This is a genomic window from Agrobacterium sp. ST15.16.024 (assembly GCF_027956545.1).
Classification (GTDB): domain Bacteria; phylum Pseudomonadota; class Alphaproteobacteria; order Rhizobiales; family Rhizobiaceae; genus Agrobacterium; species Agrobacterium cucumeris.
The window spans coordinates 1-15,103 of sequence record NZ_JAQKGO010000023.1 but is presented as its reverse complement, the minus strand read 5'-3'; the positions used below and the strand labels follow the sequence as shown (position 1 = coordinate 15,103).

General features: G+C 60.5%; 12 protein-coding genes and 1 pseudogene. 2 read left to right on the top strand and 11 right to left on the bottom strand.

The genetic code is table 11. The features are described from left to right. The 10 genes from PL640_RS25310 to PL640_RS25265 form a co-directional block, all read right to left on the bottom strand. The coding region (locus PL640_RS25310; RefSeq protein ID WP_269835423.1) for a HAMP domain-containing protein at positions 1 to 1,482 on the bottom strand (1,482 nt) is incomplete at its 3' end. An 87-nt stretch (positions 1,483 to 1,569) separates the two neighbouring features. Further along, a complete protein-coding gene (locus tag PL640_RS25305) occupies positions 1,570 to 2,154 on the bottom strand; it encodes an adenylate kinase (protein ID WP_012475965.1) in 585 nt (194 codons plus the stop codon). A 21-nt stretch (positions 2,155 to 2,175) separates the two neighbouring features. Continuing rightward, positions 2,176 to 4,134 carry an acetate--CoA ligase gene (gene acs, locus PL640_RS25300; protein WP_077768139.1) on the bottom strand — a complete coding sequence of 653 codons (1,959 nt, stop codon included), beginning with the start codon at positions 4,132 to 4,134 and terminating at the stop codon, positions 2,176 to 2,178. 65 nt (positions 4,135 to 4,199) lie between these two features. After that, complete coding sequence (gene glpD / locus PL640_RS25295) at positions 4,200 to 5,735, bottom strand: glycerol-3-phosphate dehydrogenase (protein ID WP_077768140.1); 1,536 nt, start codon at positions 5,733 to 5,735, stop codon at positions 4,200 to 4,202. Positions 5,736 to 5,752: 17 nt separating this feature from the next. After that, entirely contained in the window at positions 5,753 to 7,255 is a 1,503-nt protein-coding gene (gene glpK / locus PL640_RS25290) for a glycerol kinase GlpK (RefSeq protein WP_012475962.1), read from the bottom strand. Between the two features lie 81 nt (positions 7,256 to 7,336). Beyond that, on the bottom strand, positions 7,337 to 8,020 hold the full coding sequence (locus PL640_RS25285; RefSeq protein WP_012475961.1) for an SGNH/GDSL hydrolase family protein: 684 nt from the start codon (positions 8,018 to 8,020) through the stop codon (positions 7,337 to 7,339). A gap of 22 nt (positions 8,021 to 8,042) precedes the next feature. After that, on the bottom strand, positions 8,043 to 8,996 hold the full coding sequence (locus PL640_RS25280; RefSeq protein ID WP_012475960.1) for an ABC transporter permease: 954 nt from the start codon (positions 8,994 to 8,996) through the stop codon (positions 8,043 to 8,045). A 1-nt stretch (position 8,997) separates the two neighbouring features. Continuing rightward, a complete protein-coding gene (locus PL640_RS25275; protein WP_012475959.1) occupies positions 8,998 to 9,960 on the bottom strand; it encodes an ABC transporter permease in 963 nt (320 codons plus the stop codon). 22 nt (positions 9,961 to 9,982) lie between these two features. After that, entirely contained in the window at positions 9,983 to 11,479 is a 1,497-nt protein-coding gene (locus PL640_RS25270) for a sugar ABC transporter ATP-binding protein (RefSeq protein ID WP_077768141.1), read from the bottom strand. Positions 11,480 to 11,565: 86 nt separating this feature from the next. Beyond that, positions 11,566 to 12,597: an ABC transporter substrate-binding protein gene (locus tag PL640_RS25265; RefSeq protein ID WP_161991478.1), complete on the bottom strand. Its 1,032-nt coding sequence runs from the start codon at positions 12,595 to 12,597 to the stop codon at positions 11,566 to 11,568. 326 nt (positions 12,598 to 12,923) lie between these two features. Between PL640_RS25265 and PL640_RS25260 the strand changes: the two genes are divergently transcribed. Together PL640_RS25260 and PL640_RS25255 are read left to right on the top strand one after the other, a co-directional pair. Further along, positions 12,924 to 13,592, top strand: a complete 669-nt coding sequence (locus PL640_RS25260) for an SGNH/GDSL hydrolase family protein (RefSeq protein ID WP_012475956.1) — start codon at positions 12,924 to 12,926, stop codon at positions 13,590 to 13,592. A 72-nt stretch (positions 13,593 to 13,664) separates the two neighbouring features. After that, positions 13,665 to 14,756 carry an ROK family transcriptional regulator gene (locus PL640_RS25255; RefSeq protein ID WP_234888140.1) on the top strand — a complete coding sequence of 364 codons (1,092 nt, stop codon included), beginning with the start codon at positions 13,665 to 13,667 and terminating at the stop codon, positions 14,754 to 14,756. Positions 14,757 to 14,874: 118 nt separating this feature from the next. On the opposite strand, the pseudogene PL640_RS25250 reads toward PL640_RS25255, so the two are convergent. Continuing rightward, positions 14,875 to 15,103 (bottom strand): annotated as a pseudogene (locus tag PL640_RS25250) (methyl-accepting chemotaxis protein); the annotation flags it as partial.

Genomic DNA, 15,103 nt, shown 5'->3' with positions numbered 1-15,103 from the left:
GGTGATCTCGTCGACGGCGGCTGCCGTTTCTTCGAGCGAAGCAGCCTGCTGCTCAGTCCGTTTGGCAAGATCCTCGGCCGCCTCGGCCATCTGGTTGCCGTTGCCCTGGATCATTTCGACATTGTCGCGGATCTGGCGCATCGTCGCCTGCAGGTGCAGCATCGAGGCATTGAAGTCCTGCCGAAGCTGATCGAGCTCACCATCGAGGGGACGGCCGATGGTCACGGTCAGATCGCCGCTCGCCAGCTTGTGCAGGCCGGATGCAACCGCCTCGACAGCGTTACTGATGGCAGCCGCATCGCGGGTCTTGCGGAGGTCGTCTTCCTGGCGCTGTTGGCGCGCGAGTGACCTCGACTGTTCCGCCTCATTTTCCACGCGGATCTTTTCGAGCGCGTTGTGGCGAAAGACATCAAGCGCCCTTGCCATCTCGCCGATCTCGTCGCGCGTTTCGACGCTGCCGATCTTTTCATCGAGCTTGCCTGATGCAACCGCCTTCATGGAGGCCGTGAGCGCTTCGATCGGAGACTTGATGGTTCTGAGCAGCAGATAGCCGGCGACGCAGCCGAAGAGCAGGGCGATCACGGTCGTCACTAAGGATATGGTTTGCGCCTGGTCTTGGGCCGCGGAGGCATGGCCGCGCTGGATGTCGGCGAATAGAAGGATCTTGTTCCAGGCGTCATTCATGCTGGCGCTCGCAGCCTTGAAGGCGGCGTCACGTTCTCCGACCTTGACGAGGAGCTGGTCGAACCTCTCCGAGGTCCCGCCGATCACGTCGATGGCTTTGCTGGCCAGTTCCTGGATAGGACCGTTGGCGGCATGCTGTTCCTTGACCTTGCCCAGATAGAAGCCCAGGCCCTTGAGACGGCCCTTCACCTTCTTGAGGGTATCGTCGTTCATTCCACCCAGAAAGTCGGAAGCGGCGATCCGAAGTTCGTAGTTCATGGAATTGATCTTGTTCAGCGTTTCGGCGGTCGCCGCTTGTGCTGCCGCCTGATCGGCGGGAATGTTCAGATAGGTCTGCAGTTTGGACTGCACATCCGACAGGGTTGCGAGATCGCTGGAAATCCCTTCCCGCAGTTTCCTCTCGTCGCTGTGCATGTCCCAGAGGCCGTCGATCGTCCTGGAGACCTCTTCGGCAATCGTCCCGGCGGCAACCAGGCTCTGCCGTTCATCCTGCTCTTGAGCGAAGGACAGGCTCGTCGATATCTTAGCGCTCTGGTCTGCGAGCAGCGCCTTCAGCGCATCGCGCTTGGCCTCGGTCGCCTCGAGCAGGAAGGAGTTCATCCCGTCCTGGGCTTGTTTGATCGCAGACAGCGTGACCATCCCGCTCGAACTGCTCGCGAGCTGGGTATTCAGCATGTTGCCTGAGAGATAGTTGACGAGGCTCAAGCCTGCGATGCCGATCAGTATCGGCGTCAGCAGACAAAAGATTTTAGTCCGGATCGGTCCGCGCAACAGCAGGAAGTCAAAATGAATGCTCATGATTCTCCACCCAAGATAACGAGGTCCCATAATAATTATTCTGAGTGAATGAATATCCGGTAAAATTGATCTCGAATTAGTAATGTCTCAGGAATATTCGGCCGCGGCCGACTCCAGGATCTCCAGAATCCGGGCGGTCACTTCCTCGGGAACGGCGAGGCCGTCGACCTGAAAGTAGGGCGACCGACCCTTGTAGAACTCGCTCACCGAAAGGGTCTCGGCCCGATACGCCTTGAGGCGCAGTTCCAATGTCGCCGCATTGTCATCGGCGCGTTGTGCGCCGGCAGACTCTGCCGCCCTTCGGCAGATGCGGTCGTAAAGTTCTTCCTCCGGGACGACGAGCTCGATGACAGCAGTCAGGGAATGCTCCCCGAGCGATTGATCCAACGACGCCGCCTGCGAAATCGTGCGCGGAAACCCGTCGAGTACGAATCCGCGCTGAGCTTCCGGACTGGCAATCCGGTTGGCGACGATCGCCGAGACGGTATCGTCGGAAACGAGCCCGCCGGCTGCCATGGTGGCCGCGACCGCCAAACCGAGGGGCGTTCCCGCCTTGACCTCGGCCCGGAGGATATCGCCGGTCGATAGATGCGGGATGCCGAGCTTTTCGCAGATGCGCTTGGCTTGGGTCCCCTTGCCGGACCCGGGCGGGCCCATCAGGATCAGTCTCATGGGATAGTCCTTTCCTTCGGTCTAGGCCGCCTCGGCCCTGTTCTGGCGGTTGACGATCAGATCGTCGACGACAGCGGGATCGGCAAGCGTCGAGGTGTCGCCGAGCGACCCGAAATCGTCCTCGGCGATCTTGCGCAGAATGCGGCGCATGATCTTTCCCGAGCGGGTCTTCGGCAGGCCCGGCGCGAACTGGATCTTATCAGGCGACGCGATCGGGCCGATTTCCGCGCGGACATGCTTGACCAGCTGCTGGCGCAACTCCTCGGACCCTTCGCTGCCCGCCATCAGCGTGACATAGCAATAGATGCCCTGGCCCTTGATGTTGTGTGGATAGCCGACGACAGCGGCTTCGGACACGAGGTGATGCGAAACCAGGGCGGACTCGACTTCCGCCGTCCCCAGCCGGTGGCCGGAGACATTGAGGACGTCGTCGACGCGACCTGTGATCCAATAATAGCCGTCGGCATCACGGCGACAGCCGTCGCCGGTGAAATACTTGCCCTCGTAGGTGGAGAAGTAGGTCTGGATGAAGCGCTTGTGATCGCCATAGACGGAACGCGCCTGACCTGGCCAGCTGTCGGCGATGCAGAGATTGCCGTCGGCGGCCCCTTCGATGAGCTTGCCTTCGGCATCGACGAGCTCCGGCCTGATGCCGAAGAAGGGCCGAGTGGCCGAGCCTGGCTTCAGGTCGGTCGCACCCGGCAGCGGCGTGATCATGATGCCGCCGGTTTCCGTCTGCCACCAGGTATCGACAACAGGGCAGCGCCCGTCGCCGACCGTGTGATAGTACCATTCCCAGGCTTCGGGGTTGATCGGCTCGCCGACCGAGCCAAGCAACCACAGGCTGGATCGGCTGGATCGTTTGACGAAATCATCGCCGGCGCCCATCAGCGAACGGATTGCGGTCGGGGCGGTATAGAAGATGTTGACCTTGTGCTTATCGATCACATCCCAGAACCGGCCGGCATCGGGGAATGTCGGGATCCCCTCGAACATCAGCGTCGTTGCGCAGTTGGCGAGCGGTCCGTAGACGATATAGGAGTGTCCCGTGACCCAGCCGACGTCGGCAGTGCACCAGTAGATATCGCCGTGCTGGTAATCGAAGACATATTCGTGGGTCATCGAGGCGTAGACGAGATAGCCGCCGGTGGTGTGGAGAACGCCCTTCGGTTTGCCGGTCGAGCCTGAAGTATAGAGGATGAACAGTGGATCCTCGGCGTTCATTGGCTCGGGCGGGCAGTCGGCCGAAACAGTGGCTGCTTCCTCGTGATGCCAGAGGTCGCGGCCCGGCGCCCAACTGAGCGGGCTGCCGGTGCGGCGGATGACGAGCACGTTCTTGACCATGACATGACCGCGCGCGGCGATGTCGATCGCCTTGTCGACATTGGCTTTCAACGGAACCGGCTTGCCGCCGCGCAGGCCCTCATCGCAGGTGATGACGAAGGTCGATTCACAATCGACGATGCGGCCACCCAGCGCCTCGGGACTGAAGCCGCCAAACACCACGGAATGGATTGCGCCGATGCGGGCGCAGGCGAGCATCGCATAGGCCGCTTCCGGCACCATCGGCATGTAGATAGTGACACGATCGCCCTTCTTGACCCCGTGCTTCTTCAAGACGTTCGCCATACGACAGACGTGCTCGTAAAGCTCGCGGTAGGTGACCTTCCTGTCGAGCGATGGATCGTCACCTTCCCATATGATGGCGACCTGATCACCGTTTGTTGCGAGGTGCCGGTCGATGCAGTTGTAGGAGACATTGGTCTCACCGTCCTCGAACCATTTGATCGAGACATCCCCGGTAAAAGAGGTGTCCTTTACGCGGGTGTAAGGCTTGAACCAGTCGATGCGCTTGCCGTGTTTGCCCCAGAACTGCTCGGGGCTAGCGACACTCTCCTCGTACCATTCCTGGTACTCGGCCTTATTGATCAGCGCATGGCTCTCCACCGGTTTGGTGACCGGATAAATCTTGTCCGACATCAAAACTCCTCAAATGTCAGGCGGCCGGCCGGCATGATCGATGCGCTACGGCCCGCCGAAAAATCTCACTGCGCGGCAACCTGCCGCTGGATGATCTCAGAAATGAATTGGTCGAGAAGGGCCACTTCGCTGTGGCTGAGATGCAGTCCCTTCTTCGAGCGTCTCCAGAGAATGTCATTCGTCGTGCGCGCCCATTCGTGCGCCATCAGGTAGAGCACTTCGGCTTCGTAGAGATCGGACCCGAACAACCGGCCGAGATCCTCGATTTTCCCGGCAGTGCCGAGAAGGACGGATGCTCTTGTGCCATAGCGGCGGACAAGCCGGCGCGCATGCGAAGCGGCGAGGAATGGATAGGCCTTGTGAAGCTTGGTGACCTCCGCCTCGTAGCCTTGAACCGGAAAGTCGCCGCCCGGCAGATGGCTCTTGGCCGTCCAGGGAGCCCCCTTGGTGCCGATCGCCTCACCGATCTTCTCCAACGCGTGCTCTGCCAGACGCCGGTAGGTGGTGAGCTTGCCGCCGAAGACGTTGAGGAGCGGAGCCCTGTTGACCTCGCTGCCGACGAAGCCGTCAAGCTTCAGCACATAGTCGCGGGTTGCCTCCTGCGCCTTGGTGGCGCCGTCGTCGAAAAGCGGGCGGATCCCTGCATAGGTCCAGACGATATCGTCCTGCCTGACCGGCTCCTTGAAATATTCGCTCGCCGCCTTGCAGAGGTATTCCGTCTCCTCCTGCGAGATCCTGACGTCCTTCGGATCGCCGCTGAAGTCGCGATCGGTGGTGCCGATCAGCGTGAACTCGTCCTCATAGGGAATGGCAAAGATGATGCGATTGTCGGGGTTCTGGAAGAAATAGGCCCGCGGCCCCTCGAACTTCTTCTTGACCACGATATGGCTGCCTTGGACGAGACGGACGTTGCGCGCCTCATTCTTGCCGAAGGCGCCGCGGATCACATGGTCGACCCAGGGACCGGCCGCATTGACGAGCATGCGTGCGCGGTGAACCGCCGCGATCCCGGAGACCGTATCCACCGTCTCGATCGTCCAGAGCCCGTTCTCGCGCCGCGCCGAGACAACCTTGGTGCGCGGCATGATCAGCGCGCCCTTGTCGCTGGCGTCGCGGGCATTGAGCACCACGAGGCGGGCATCGTCGACCCAGCCGTCGGAATATTCAAACGCCTTGGAGAAGAGCGCCTTCAGCGGTTTGGCCGCCTCGTCGCGGCGCATGTCGAGTACCGCCGTCGGCGGCAGCAGCTTGCGGCCGCCGAGATGGTCGTAAAGGAAGAGCCCGAGCCGGATCAGCCACGCGGGGCGGATGCCGCCTTTCTGGTAGGGCAGCACGAAGCGCATCGGCCAGATGATGTGCGGCGCCATCGCCCAGAGCACTTCGCGCTCCATCAGCGATTCACGCACCAGCCGGAACTCGTAATGTTCGAGATAACGCAGGCCCCCATGGATGAGCTTGGTGGCACCCGATGATGTGCCGGATGCAAAGTCGTTCATCTCCGCCAACGCGACCGAATAGCCGCGACCGACCGCGTCGCGCGCGATCCCGCAACCGTTGATGCCGCCGCCGATTACGAACAGGTCGTGGATCTTATCTGCCATGTCGGTCTCCCGTAACGTCACGCCGTTGCCGCATAGGAAAGCGTGCTTGCAACGGCGGCGCGCCATTTCCGATAGCGTCGCGCCCGCTCGTCAGTGTTGAGGTTGGGGGTGAAGCTGCGCTTTGCCTTCCAGTTCGCGGCAAAGGTCTGAAGATCGGGCCAGACGCCCGCTTGCGCGCCGGCGAGTGCCGCAACTCCGTAAGCTGTCGCTTCCTGGCTTTGCGACCGCTCGATGACGCTTCCGAGGCAATCGGCCAGCGCCTGCATGGCCCAATCGCTGCCCGACAGGCCGCCATCGACGCGCAGGGTCGCACCCCTGACGTCCATCGGGTAATCGGAGGCCATCGCCTCGAGGAGATCGCGCGTCTGGTAGCAGACGGATTCCAGCGTCGCCCGCGAAAGCTCGGCGATCCCCGTGCCTCTCGTTAGGCCGAAAATCGCGCCACGGGCTTGCGAATTCCAGTGCGGCGCGCCGAGCCCGGTGAATGCCGGCACCAGGTAAACGTCTTCCTGTTCGTCGGCCAGATGCGCGAGACGGCCCGTCTCGTCGGCCGCCTTGATGAGCTTCAGGGAGTCGCGCAGCCATTGAACCGCGGCACCCGCCATGAAGATCGAACCCTCAAGTGCATAAGTCGTTTTGCCATTGAGGCGATAGCCAATGGTCGACAGCAGACGATTGGACGATCTGACGATCTGATCGCCGGTGTTCAGGACCACGAAGCAGCCCGTGCCATAGGTCGATTTGAGCATTCCGGGCTTCAGGCAGGCCTGACCAAGCAGAGCCGCCTGCTGGTCGCCCGCGAGCGCCCGGATTGGAATTTGAGCGCCGAAATGGGCGGCAACCGTCTGGCCGAAATCGTCGGCACAATCCTTGACCTCGGGCAAGAGAGCCCGCGGGACTCTGAAGGCGCCCAGCAATTCGTCGTCCCAGCGATTCTGACGAATATCGAACAGCGAGGTGCGCGACGCGTTGGTGGCGTCCGTCGCGTGCACGGCGCCGCCGGTGAGCATCCAGGTGAGATAAGTGTCGATCGTGCCGCACAGCAGCTGGCCATTCTCGGCCGCACGCCGCGCGCCGTCGACATTGTCGAGGATCCAGGCGATCTTGGTGGCGGAGAAATAGGGATCGAGCAGAAGGCCGGTCTTTTCCTGTATCAGCGGGCCAAACCCGTCTGCGCGAAGGACCTCGCATGCGCCGAAGGTGCGGCGATCCTGCCAGACGATCGCCGGATGGATCGGCTTGCCCGTCGACCGCTCCCAGATGAGGCAGGTTTCGCGCTGATTGGTGATGCCGATCGCCGCAACGTCGCGCGCCTCGATGCCGGCTCGCGCGAGAGCGGTACGGGAGGTCTCAACAACAGAATCCCAGATTTCGGTGGCGTCGTGCTCGACCCAACCCGACTTCGGAAACGACTGTGATATCTCTTTTTGATCGATCGCGATCGGCTGGGCATCGGGGCCGTAAACGATGGCTCGGGAGGACGTCGTCCCCTGGTCGATCGCCAGAACATAGCCGGTCATGGGAGCCTCAAATCTTGTTTGCGGAAAAGGACCGCCAGCCGCCTGGGAGGATGGCGCCTGGCGGCCGGCGACGGAACGCTGCTAGGCCACAGCTTTCTTCGCCTCTTGAGAGAAAATCGCCTTGACCTTTTCTGCGATTGCCTGGCCGAGCGTGATATTCGTGTCAGCCGAGAAATGGATGCCATCGCAGCCATCGGTCTTGACGAACTCGCCGGCGTCGAGAAAGTCGACCTTCAGGAAGTTGGCGAGCGCCTTGTACTGCTTTGAAAGTTCGACGGACTTTTCGTAGCCACCGCCGAACATGCCTTCGAACCATGGGTCAGGCATGGGAGCGAGCGGCGGCGGCGAGACGATCAGAAGCTTCGGGGCAGGATAGGGCGTGCCGATGCCGCCGGCCGAAGTCAGAACCTGTCCCGCAAGCTTGCCCATGCCGTTGGCGATCTCGTAAGGCGTGCGGCGGAAATACGACTTGGTGTCGTTGGTGCCGAGCAGGATGATGACGAGATCGAGCGGCAGGTGGCTGGCGAGCGCCATCGGCAGATAGGCGCTGCCGTTCAGCCTGGGATCGTTCGGATCCTCGACGCTCGTGGTGCGGGCGCTTAAGCCTTCCTCGATGATCGTATAGCCGTCACCGAGTGCTGCGGCCATTGCGCCGGTCCAGCGTTGTTCAAAGGGGTATCTGAGTGTCGGCGACGACTCGGGTACCGGAATCCATCCCCATGTCAGTGAGTCCCCAAAACACAATATCGAGCGGCTTTCTGCCATGTCATTACTCCTCCGATGACGACTAGTTGGTACGCGCCTTGAGGCCGTAGAAAATGGCCGCAAGGAGAATGATGAGGCCTTGCGCGATGAGCTTCCCGGAGTCGCTGACGCCGAACGACGTCATCACGACAAAGAGGAGCGCGAACGAAAGGACACCAAAGAACGGTCCCCAGACGCCGCCTTCGCCGCGGCCGAAGACCACGCCGCCGAGAATGGTTGCGGCAACAGAAAGGATCGGCAGATCCAGGCCGACGCGAACGCTTCCGACTGCGATCGAAGCCGTTTGAACGAGAGCCGCGATGCCGGCGATCAGGCCTGCCAGCGTATGCGCCACGACGACGGTGCGTTCGACGGGTACGCCTGAGAAATGCGCTGCTTCCGCGTTTGCGCCGACCGAGGTCACGTAACGGCCGAACACCGTTCTCGACAGAAGCAGGGACAGCAGCGTGGTCAGCACCACCCAGAACAGGACCGGGAGGGGCAGCGGGCCGAGTTTGACGTTATAGATATCGTTGAAGTAGCTCGGCACGTTACCCGGCGGCTTGCCGCTCGACAGGAACTGCACGGCACCAACGAGGATGATGCTGACCGCAAGCGTCACGATAACAGCCGAGACGCGGCGCTTGCCCACCATGAAACCGTTGAACAGCCCGATCGCGGTGCCCGTGAAGAGCGCGAGCAGCACGAAACCGGTCGCCGACATTCCGGGAAACTGGCCGGACGAGATGAAGTAGTTGACGAGCAGGATGACGCCGCCGCCGGCGAGGTCGATACTTTTGACCCGCATGACGAGCAACTGCCCGAGAACGAGGACGCCGAGCGGGGCGACCTGGCGAATGAAGATGCCCATGACATTTGCGTTCAGCATCTGCGGGCGCGAGACCCACAGGACGATCAGCAGCAATGCAAAGACATAATAGGCGGGCGCAATCTTAAGCATTCGCTGAATTGCGGGATTTTTTGCGAAGGCTGACATCTTAGAGCCCCATCTTCTTGCGTGTCTGGAAACCGACGACAAGGAGCAGGATGCCGCCCTTGATCGCCGTCTGAATGAACGGCGAAACGTTGACCAGGTTCATGCCGTTGGAGAGGAGCGCCAGTACCAGGGCTCCGATAATCGTTCCCTGCAGGCTGCCGACGCCGCCGGAGAGTTGCGTGCCGCCAATGGCGACGGCGGTGATCGCGTCGAGTTCGAAGAGAAGCCCGACATTTGGATCGCCGGAAACGATGCGGCCGGCCAGGAACACGCCAGCAAGGGCTGCGAAGCACGAGCAGGCAACATAGGCGAGGATGACGTTGCGCTTGTCGGCAACACCGAAGTTGCGCGTCGCGTCTTCGACGCCGCTGGCAATACCGCCGCCGATCGCGAAGAGATGCAGGCCGAACCGCGAGCCGTAGAGCAGTTTCCAGGCGACCAGGGCGACACAAATGCCCCAGAATATCGGCATGGGGATGCCGAGGAACGACCCCGAGACCGAGCTGATGACGACATCCGGAATGGTCCCGCCGGAGACCGGACGCAAGATGCGCGCAGCGCCGAGGACGATGTACTGCATCGCCAGTGTCGCGATGATCGGATGGACGTTGAGACGAGTGATCACGATGCCGTTGGTCAGGCCGAGCAGGGCCGCCAGCAGGAAGACTGCCGGGATCGTGATGTAGCCCGGAGCGTCCAGCGCGAGGATGGCCGTCGTGAAGCTGATCAGCGAGCCGACGGACAGGTCGAGGCCGCCGACGAGGATGACGAACAGCTGACCGACCGCGGTGATGACGAGCGGCATTGCCTGCGCGACCAGGTTGAACAGATTTTCCCGGTTCAGGAACTGGTCCGTCTGAATGATCAGAGCGATGCTGAGAACGATCGTGATCAGCAGGGGAACGATCCAGAGACCTTGGCGGCTCTGATTTCCCTTGAATAGTCTTGTGAGGGTCTTGGTCATCGGATTGGTTCTCTGTTGGCGTTCACGCGCTCAAGGCGGCGTCGAGGATGTCGTGCTCGGTCGCCTTGGCGGCGGGCATGTCGGCAACGACCGTGTCGCCATGGACGACATAGATGCGATCGCAAAGGCCGATGAGCTCGACAGTTTCTCTCGACAGGACCAGCACGGCCCCACCGTTCTGCGTGAAGTCGCGAAGCAGCTTGTAGATTTCAGACTTGGCGCCGATATCGACACCGCGCGTCGGCTCCTCGATCAGGAGGATGTCGAGATTGGCGGCGATATAGCGGCCAAGCAGGACCTTCTGCTGATTGCCGCCGGAGAGCGCGCCGACGGGCGCGGACGCATTGATCGTGCGAACGTTGAGCCGCTTGATCGTGTCGGCAACGAGCTTGCGATAGTTCTTCGCGGGGGAAAATCCTGCTCGTGCCGAATGGAGCGCGATCTCGATATTGTGCGCGATCGGGAGGTTGAGGAACAAGCCTTCCTCCTTGCGGTCCTCAGGAATGAAGCCCACGCCCATCTGCTGCAGCTTGCGCACACCGTTCTCGTTCGGCACGGGCAAGGCCAGCGATTTTCCGTTCAGTGTGATCGTGCCGGAAAACGGCTGGAATTTGCCGACCAGCGAGCGGAGGAGTTTTTGCTGACCCTGTCCTTCGAGCCCGGCAAGTGCGACGATCTCACCCTTGCAAACATGCAGTGAGAACGGCTTTGACGAAGCGCCGATCTTGAAGTGCTTGATGTCGAGCATCGGTTCGCAGGCTGCCGAGGCGTTCCTTGCCGGGAAAAGGTCCTTCAATTCCCGGCCGACCATCATTGCGATCAGCGATGTCGGCGTCATTTCCGAAAGCGGGCGCGTGCCGATCAGCTTGCCGTCTTTCAGAACCGTGACCGTGTCGCATATCTGGAAAATTTCATCCATGCGGTGCGAGATGTAGACGAGGGCCTTGCCCGCATCGCGCAGTCGGCGGATATGCTTGTTGAGGATCTCGACGTCAGCGGCGTTGAGTGCGGCGGTCGGCTCGTCGAGAATGAAGATCGAGGCATCGGCTTTGATGCCATGGGCGATTTCGACGAATTGCCGTTCGGCAATCGTGAGGTTCGAAACCAGCGTCCGCGGATCAAGATCGAGCGACAGCTCTTTCAGCGCCTTTCCGGTTTCGGCATTCATCCGTTTGTAGTCGACGGTGCCGAAGCGCGTTACGGGCTCGCGCCCGAGAAACATGTTTTCGGCGATCGTCAGGTTCGCCAGAAGCGTCATCTCCTGGAAGACCGTCGATATGCCGAAGTCGAGCGCCTCTTTCGGATTGAGGAAGGCGATCTTGTGTCCGTTCTTGAAGATCTCGCCGCTATCAGGCTGGTGAACGCCCGCGAGGATCTTCATGAGCGTCGATTTGCCAGCGCCATTCTCGCCCATCAGGGCATGGACGGAACCCGGCAAGAGCTCCAGCGACACTCTATCCAGTGCCAGACTTCCGCCAAACGACTTTGAAATGTTCGACATTTCTATAAGGTTGGCCATTCGTTCCTCCCAATCCATGCAGCTCCGCTCGGTCACCATCCGCCGGTTCCGGAATGAAACCGGCGGATGCGCCTTGGGAGGCTATTTTAGTTCTTGGTATAATACTTCTTCAGGTCGTCCTCGGAGAGCTGGGAAGGCCACCAGACGTTCGCCGAGAGATCGTCGCGGTAATACTTCTTGACCTTCTCCAGGTCCCAGCCCGGAGGATTGTAGTCGTAGTGCTTGTAGAGCTGCTTGCCCTCCAGCAGTGCGACAGCGGCATGCACGCCTTCGGCGCCCTGGGCCGGCGAATATTCAGCCGAGATCGACTGGAAGCCGTCATGGATCCACTGGCCGAAGAAGCCGTTGTTGCCTTCTCCGGAGATCGGCGGGATCTTGGCGCCGAACTGCTTGAAGACGTCGACGCAGGCGCGCGTCATGTCGGCACCCGACGACCAGATGCCATCGACATCGGGGCTGTTCAGGTAAAGCGTTTCGCAAACGCTCTTGCCCTTGTCGTACTGCCAGTCACCGTGCTCTTCGGCGACGATCTTCACGTTCGTGCCCTTGAGGGATTCCAGAAGGCCATTATAGCGGTTGGTGTCTTCCGGATGACCGGCGAGACCGCGCAGAACCCAGATCTTGCCGTTATCGCCGACGGTCTTGACGAGCCAGTCGCCCATGACCTTGCCGAAGTGCTCGGCGCCGCCCTGGATCTCGGTCGTGTAGTCTTCTGTTTCGACGCGACCGGTATGAACGATGACCGGGATGCCGGCGGCAATCGCCTTCTTCATGGAGGCGTTTGCGGAGGTGGAGGTGACCGGCTGCACGATGATCGCGTCGACCTTCTGGGCGATCAGGTCTTCGATGTCGGCAACCTGCTTCTTCTGGTCAAAGCCGGCGTCGAGCAGGATGAACTTCTTGATGCACTTGTTGGCTGCGGCCGCCGCTTCCGATTCGTGAGCAACCTGAACGGTCCAAGTGTTGGCGTTGACGCCAAAATCGCTCATGCCGATAACCCAGCCGCAGTCCTTCTTGTACTTCCCGGCTTCCGTCTGCGGATTGTCGCCAGCCTTCGGCGTGATGCCGTCCATAAACTTGACTTCATCCGCCCATAGCGGGCCCGCGGTCGACGCCATCAAAAGCGTAGCCCCGAGGATAGATTTCACATAGCCGTTCACGAGATTTCCTCCCTTGCTCAAACACCGTCGTCCTCTCGACGTCGGATCTCCATTGCCACGGAGACACATTTATCCAGGCCGCTGAAGCGGCTTTAATCGCGGGCCAAAGCCATTGGATGACTGGGCTGGCTATGTTCAGTTCCTGGAAAATCTTGCTCTCCCATTCATAGAAATGCCACACGGATAAACGGCTGTCAATAATTATTCAGACTGAATGAATATCAATAAACTTGCACCATGGATCGACAAAGGCCATAATCGCCGTTGAATGTTCATGCGTCTTTATGATTTGCCATAAAGGTGGGGAGGAAATGCGGTCAGTCTTATGTTACGGCGACTCGAATACGCATGGCCAGATTCCGGGCGGCTCGCCGCTCGATCGATATGGGCCGGACGAGCGCTGGCCAGGCGTTTTGAGACGGGAGCTTGGAAGCAAGTGGTATGTGGTCGAGGAGGGCTTGAGCGGCCGTACGACGGTTCGAGACGATCCGATCGAAGGCCCGATGAAGAATGGCCGAACCTACCTCCGGCCATGCCTCATGAGCCACGCAATCCTCGATCTCGTCATCATCATGCTCGGGACGAACGACCTGAAAGCCCGTTTCCACCAGCCTCCCTCCGAAGTGGCGATGGGGATTGGCTGCCTGGTCTACGATATCCGGGAGCTGGCGCCCGGTCCGGCCGGCAAGCCCCCCGAAATCATGGTGGTTGCTCCACCGCCGATGCTGGACGATATCAAGGAATGGGAACCCATATTTTTCGGCGCCCAGGAGAAATCCCGGCGTCTCGCCCTCGAATTCGAAATCATTGCCGATTCGCTCGAAGTACATTTTTTTGACGCCGCCACCGTCGCGGCTTGCGATCCGCGCGATGGCTTTCACATCAATCGGGAAGCGCATGAAGCCTTGGGAACGGCGCTCGCCAGGGAAGTCGAGGCGATCGGTTGGAGATGATGATATTGCCGCAGCGACGTTACGAATGGATGCCAGTACATCTTTATGCCTTACTCCAAGAGGATTGCATTGATGCCTGATATGCGTTTTGCACCACCCAATCCCTTGCGTATTGCCGATCGGGCAACCGGCCTGAATGCGGTCAGCGTGCGCAGTTACAATGAGCGCCTGCTGCTGTCGCTGTTGCTTCAGAACAGCGAGATCACCCGATTGGAGATCGGCGAACGGACGGGCCTTTCAGCCCAGACTATTTCGGTGCTGGTCAGGTCGCTGGAGCAGGAAGGACTGGTTGCGAAGGGGGAAGCCCAGAAGGGACGGGTCGGGCCTCCGACCGTTCCGGTTGCCCTCAATCCGGAAGGGGCCTTTTCGATCGGCATCAGTGTCGGCCTGAAGCGTACCGACGTCGTTCTGATCGATTTTGCCGGCGCCGTTCGCTATCATATGCAATTGCCTAATCCGCAGCCCGAACGCGACAGCAACCAGACAATGTTCATCGAGACCATTCGTCAGGCGGTGAACATCGTCCCCAAGAATGCTCAAAAGCGTCTAGCCGGCATTGGCCTTGCGCTTCCGTCGAGCGCTTCGGAGGGGCGTGAGGAAAAGGCCTACTTCGACTCGCTCCAGAAGGAAGTCGAGGAGCTTACCGGCTACTCGGTGTTCGTGCAGAACGACATTACGGCTGCGGCCAGCGGCGAAAGCATGTTCGGTGTCGCCAAGCCGTTTTCCGATTATCTCTACTTTTATATCGGCGCGAACCTCCACAGCCGCCTGGTCTTGAACCACCAGATCCACCACGGCAATTCGGTGGTCAGTTTCGATGTCGGCGTGGCATCTTTGGAATCCGTATTGACCGCCGTGGGCGCGCCAACGGATCACCTGTGGCAGCCGCTCGCACCATGGCCGGAGAACAGTCTGGTTCTCGAATGGGAAGGCAAACTGGCGGAAAAGATGCAGGGCATCGTCAAGTCGCTCGCGCAATTTGTCGAGCTCGAAGCGGTGATCGTTTCTTCATTCGTGCCGAATGTCGTCTATCGGAACATCTGCGTCTCGCTGCAAAAGCTGGTTCCCGAAGTGACCGTGATGCCGAGCGGCATATTGAACACGCCGAAGGCCGTCGGTGCTGCAAGCCTGCCATTCATCTCCCGTTTCATGGTGGAAAGTTGAAGACCGTGGTGGCGGCTGGGTTCACCGCCACCATCCCAGCCCGACATGCGCGGGACCGGCCGTAGAAGAGGCCTTGAAAGAACGGGACGCCGCGTCAATCGATGTCAACTGCGGCAAATCACGCCGCCCGACTGTGGGCCAACGCCGCTTCATCTTCGCCTCCGATTTGAAAGTGCTGGACCAGCGCCAACAGGCCGTCAGCCTGGGAGGCGAGTTCGCGGCTCGCGGCCGTCGTCTCCTCGACCATCGCCGCATTGTGCTGTGTCATCTGGTCCATCTGATTGACGGTCGAGTTGACCCCCTGCAGCGCACTCGACTGATCGTGGCTGCCGCGGGCGATCGTCTCG

Bases quoted from the DNA above. Each gene is read 5' to 3' on its own strand.
- glpK (WP_012475962.1), bottom strand. From the start codon at position 7,255: ATGACCGGCTATGTTCTGGCGATCGACCAGGGGACGACGTCCTCCCGA.
- PL640_RS25270 (WP_077768141.1), bottom strand. From the start codon at position 11,479: ATGGCCAACCTTATAGAAATGTCGAACATTTCAAAGTCGTTTGGCGGA.
- glpD (WP_077768140.1), bottom strand. From the start codon at position 5,735: ATGGCAGATAAGATCCACGACCTGTTCGTAATCGGCGGCGGCATCAAC.
- PL640_RS25255 (WP_234888140.1), top strand. From the start codon at position 13,665: ATGCCTGATATGCGTTTTGCACCACCCAATCCCTTGCGTATTGCCGAT.
- PL640_RS25265 (WP_161991478.1), bottom strand. From the start codon at position 12,597: ATGGCGTCGACCGCGGGCCCGCTATGGGCGGATGAAGTCAAGTTTATG.
- PL640_RS25305 (WP_012475965.1), bottom strand. From the start codon at position 2,154: ATGAGACTGATCCTGATGGGCCCGCCCGGGTCCGGCAAGGGGACCCAA.
- PL640_RS25285 (WP_012475961.1), bottom strand. From the start codon at position 8,020: ATGGCAGAAAGCCGCTCGATATTGTGTTTTGGGGACTCACTGACATGG.
- PL640_RS25280 (WP_012475960.1), bottom strand. From the start codon at position 8,996: ATGTCAGCCTTCGCAAAAAATCCCGCAATTCAGCGAATGCTTAAGATT.
- acs (WP_077768139.1), bottom strand. From the start codon at position 4,134: ATGTCGGACAAGATTTATCCGGTCACCAAACCGGTGGAGAGCCATGCG.
- PL640_RS25260 (WP_012475956.1), top strand. From the start codon at position 12,924: ATGATTTGCCATAAAGGTGGGGAGGAAATGCGGTCAGTCTTATGTTAC.
- PL640_RS25275 (WP_012475959.1), bottom strand. From the start codon at position 9,960: ATGACCAAGACCCTCACAAGACTATTCAAGGGAAATCAGAGCCGCCAA.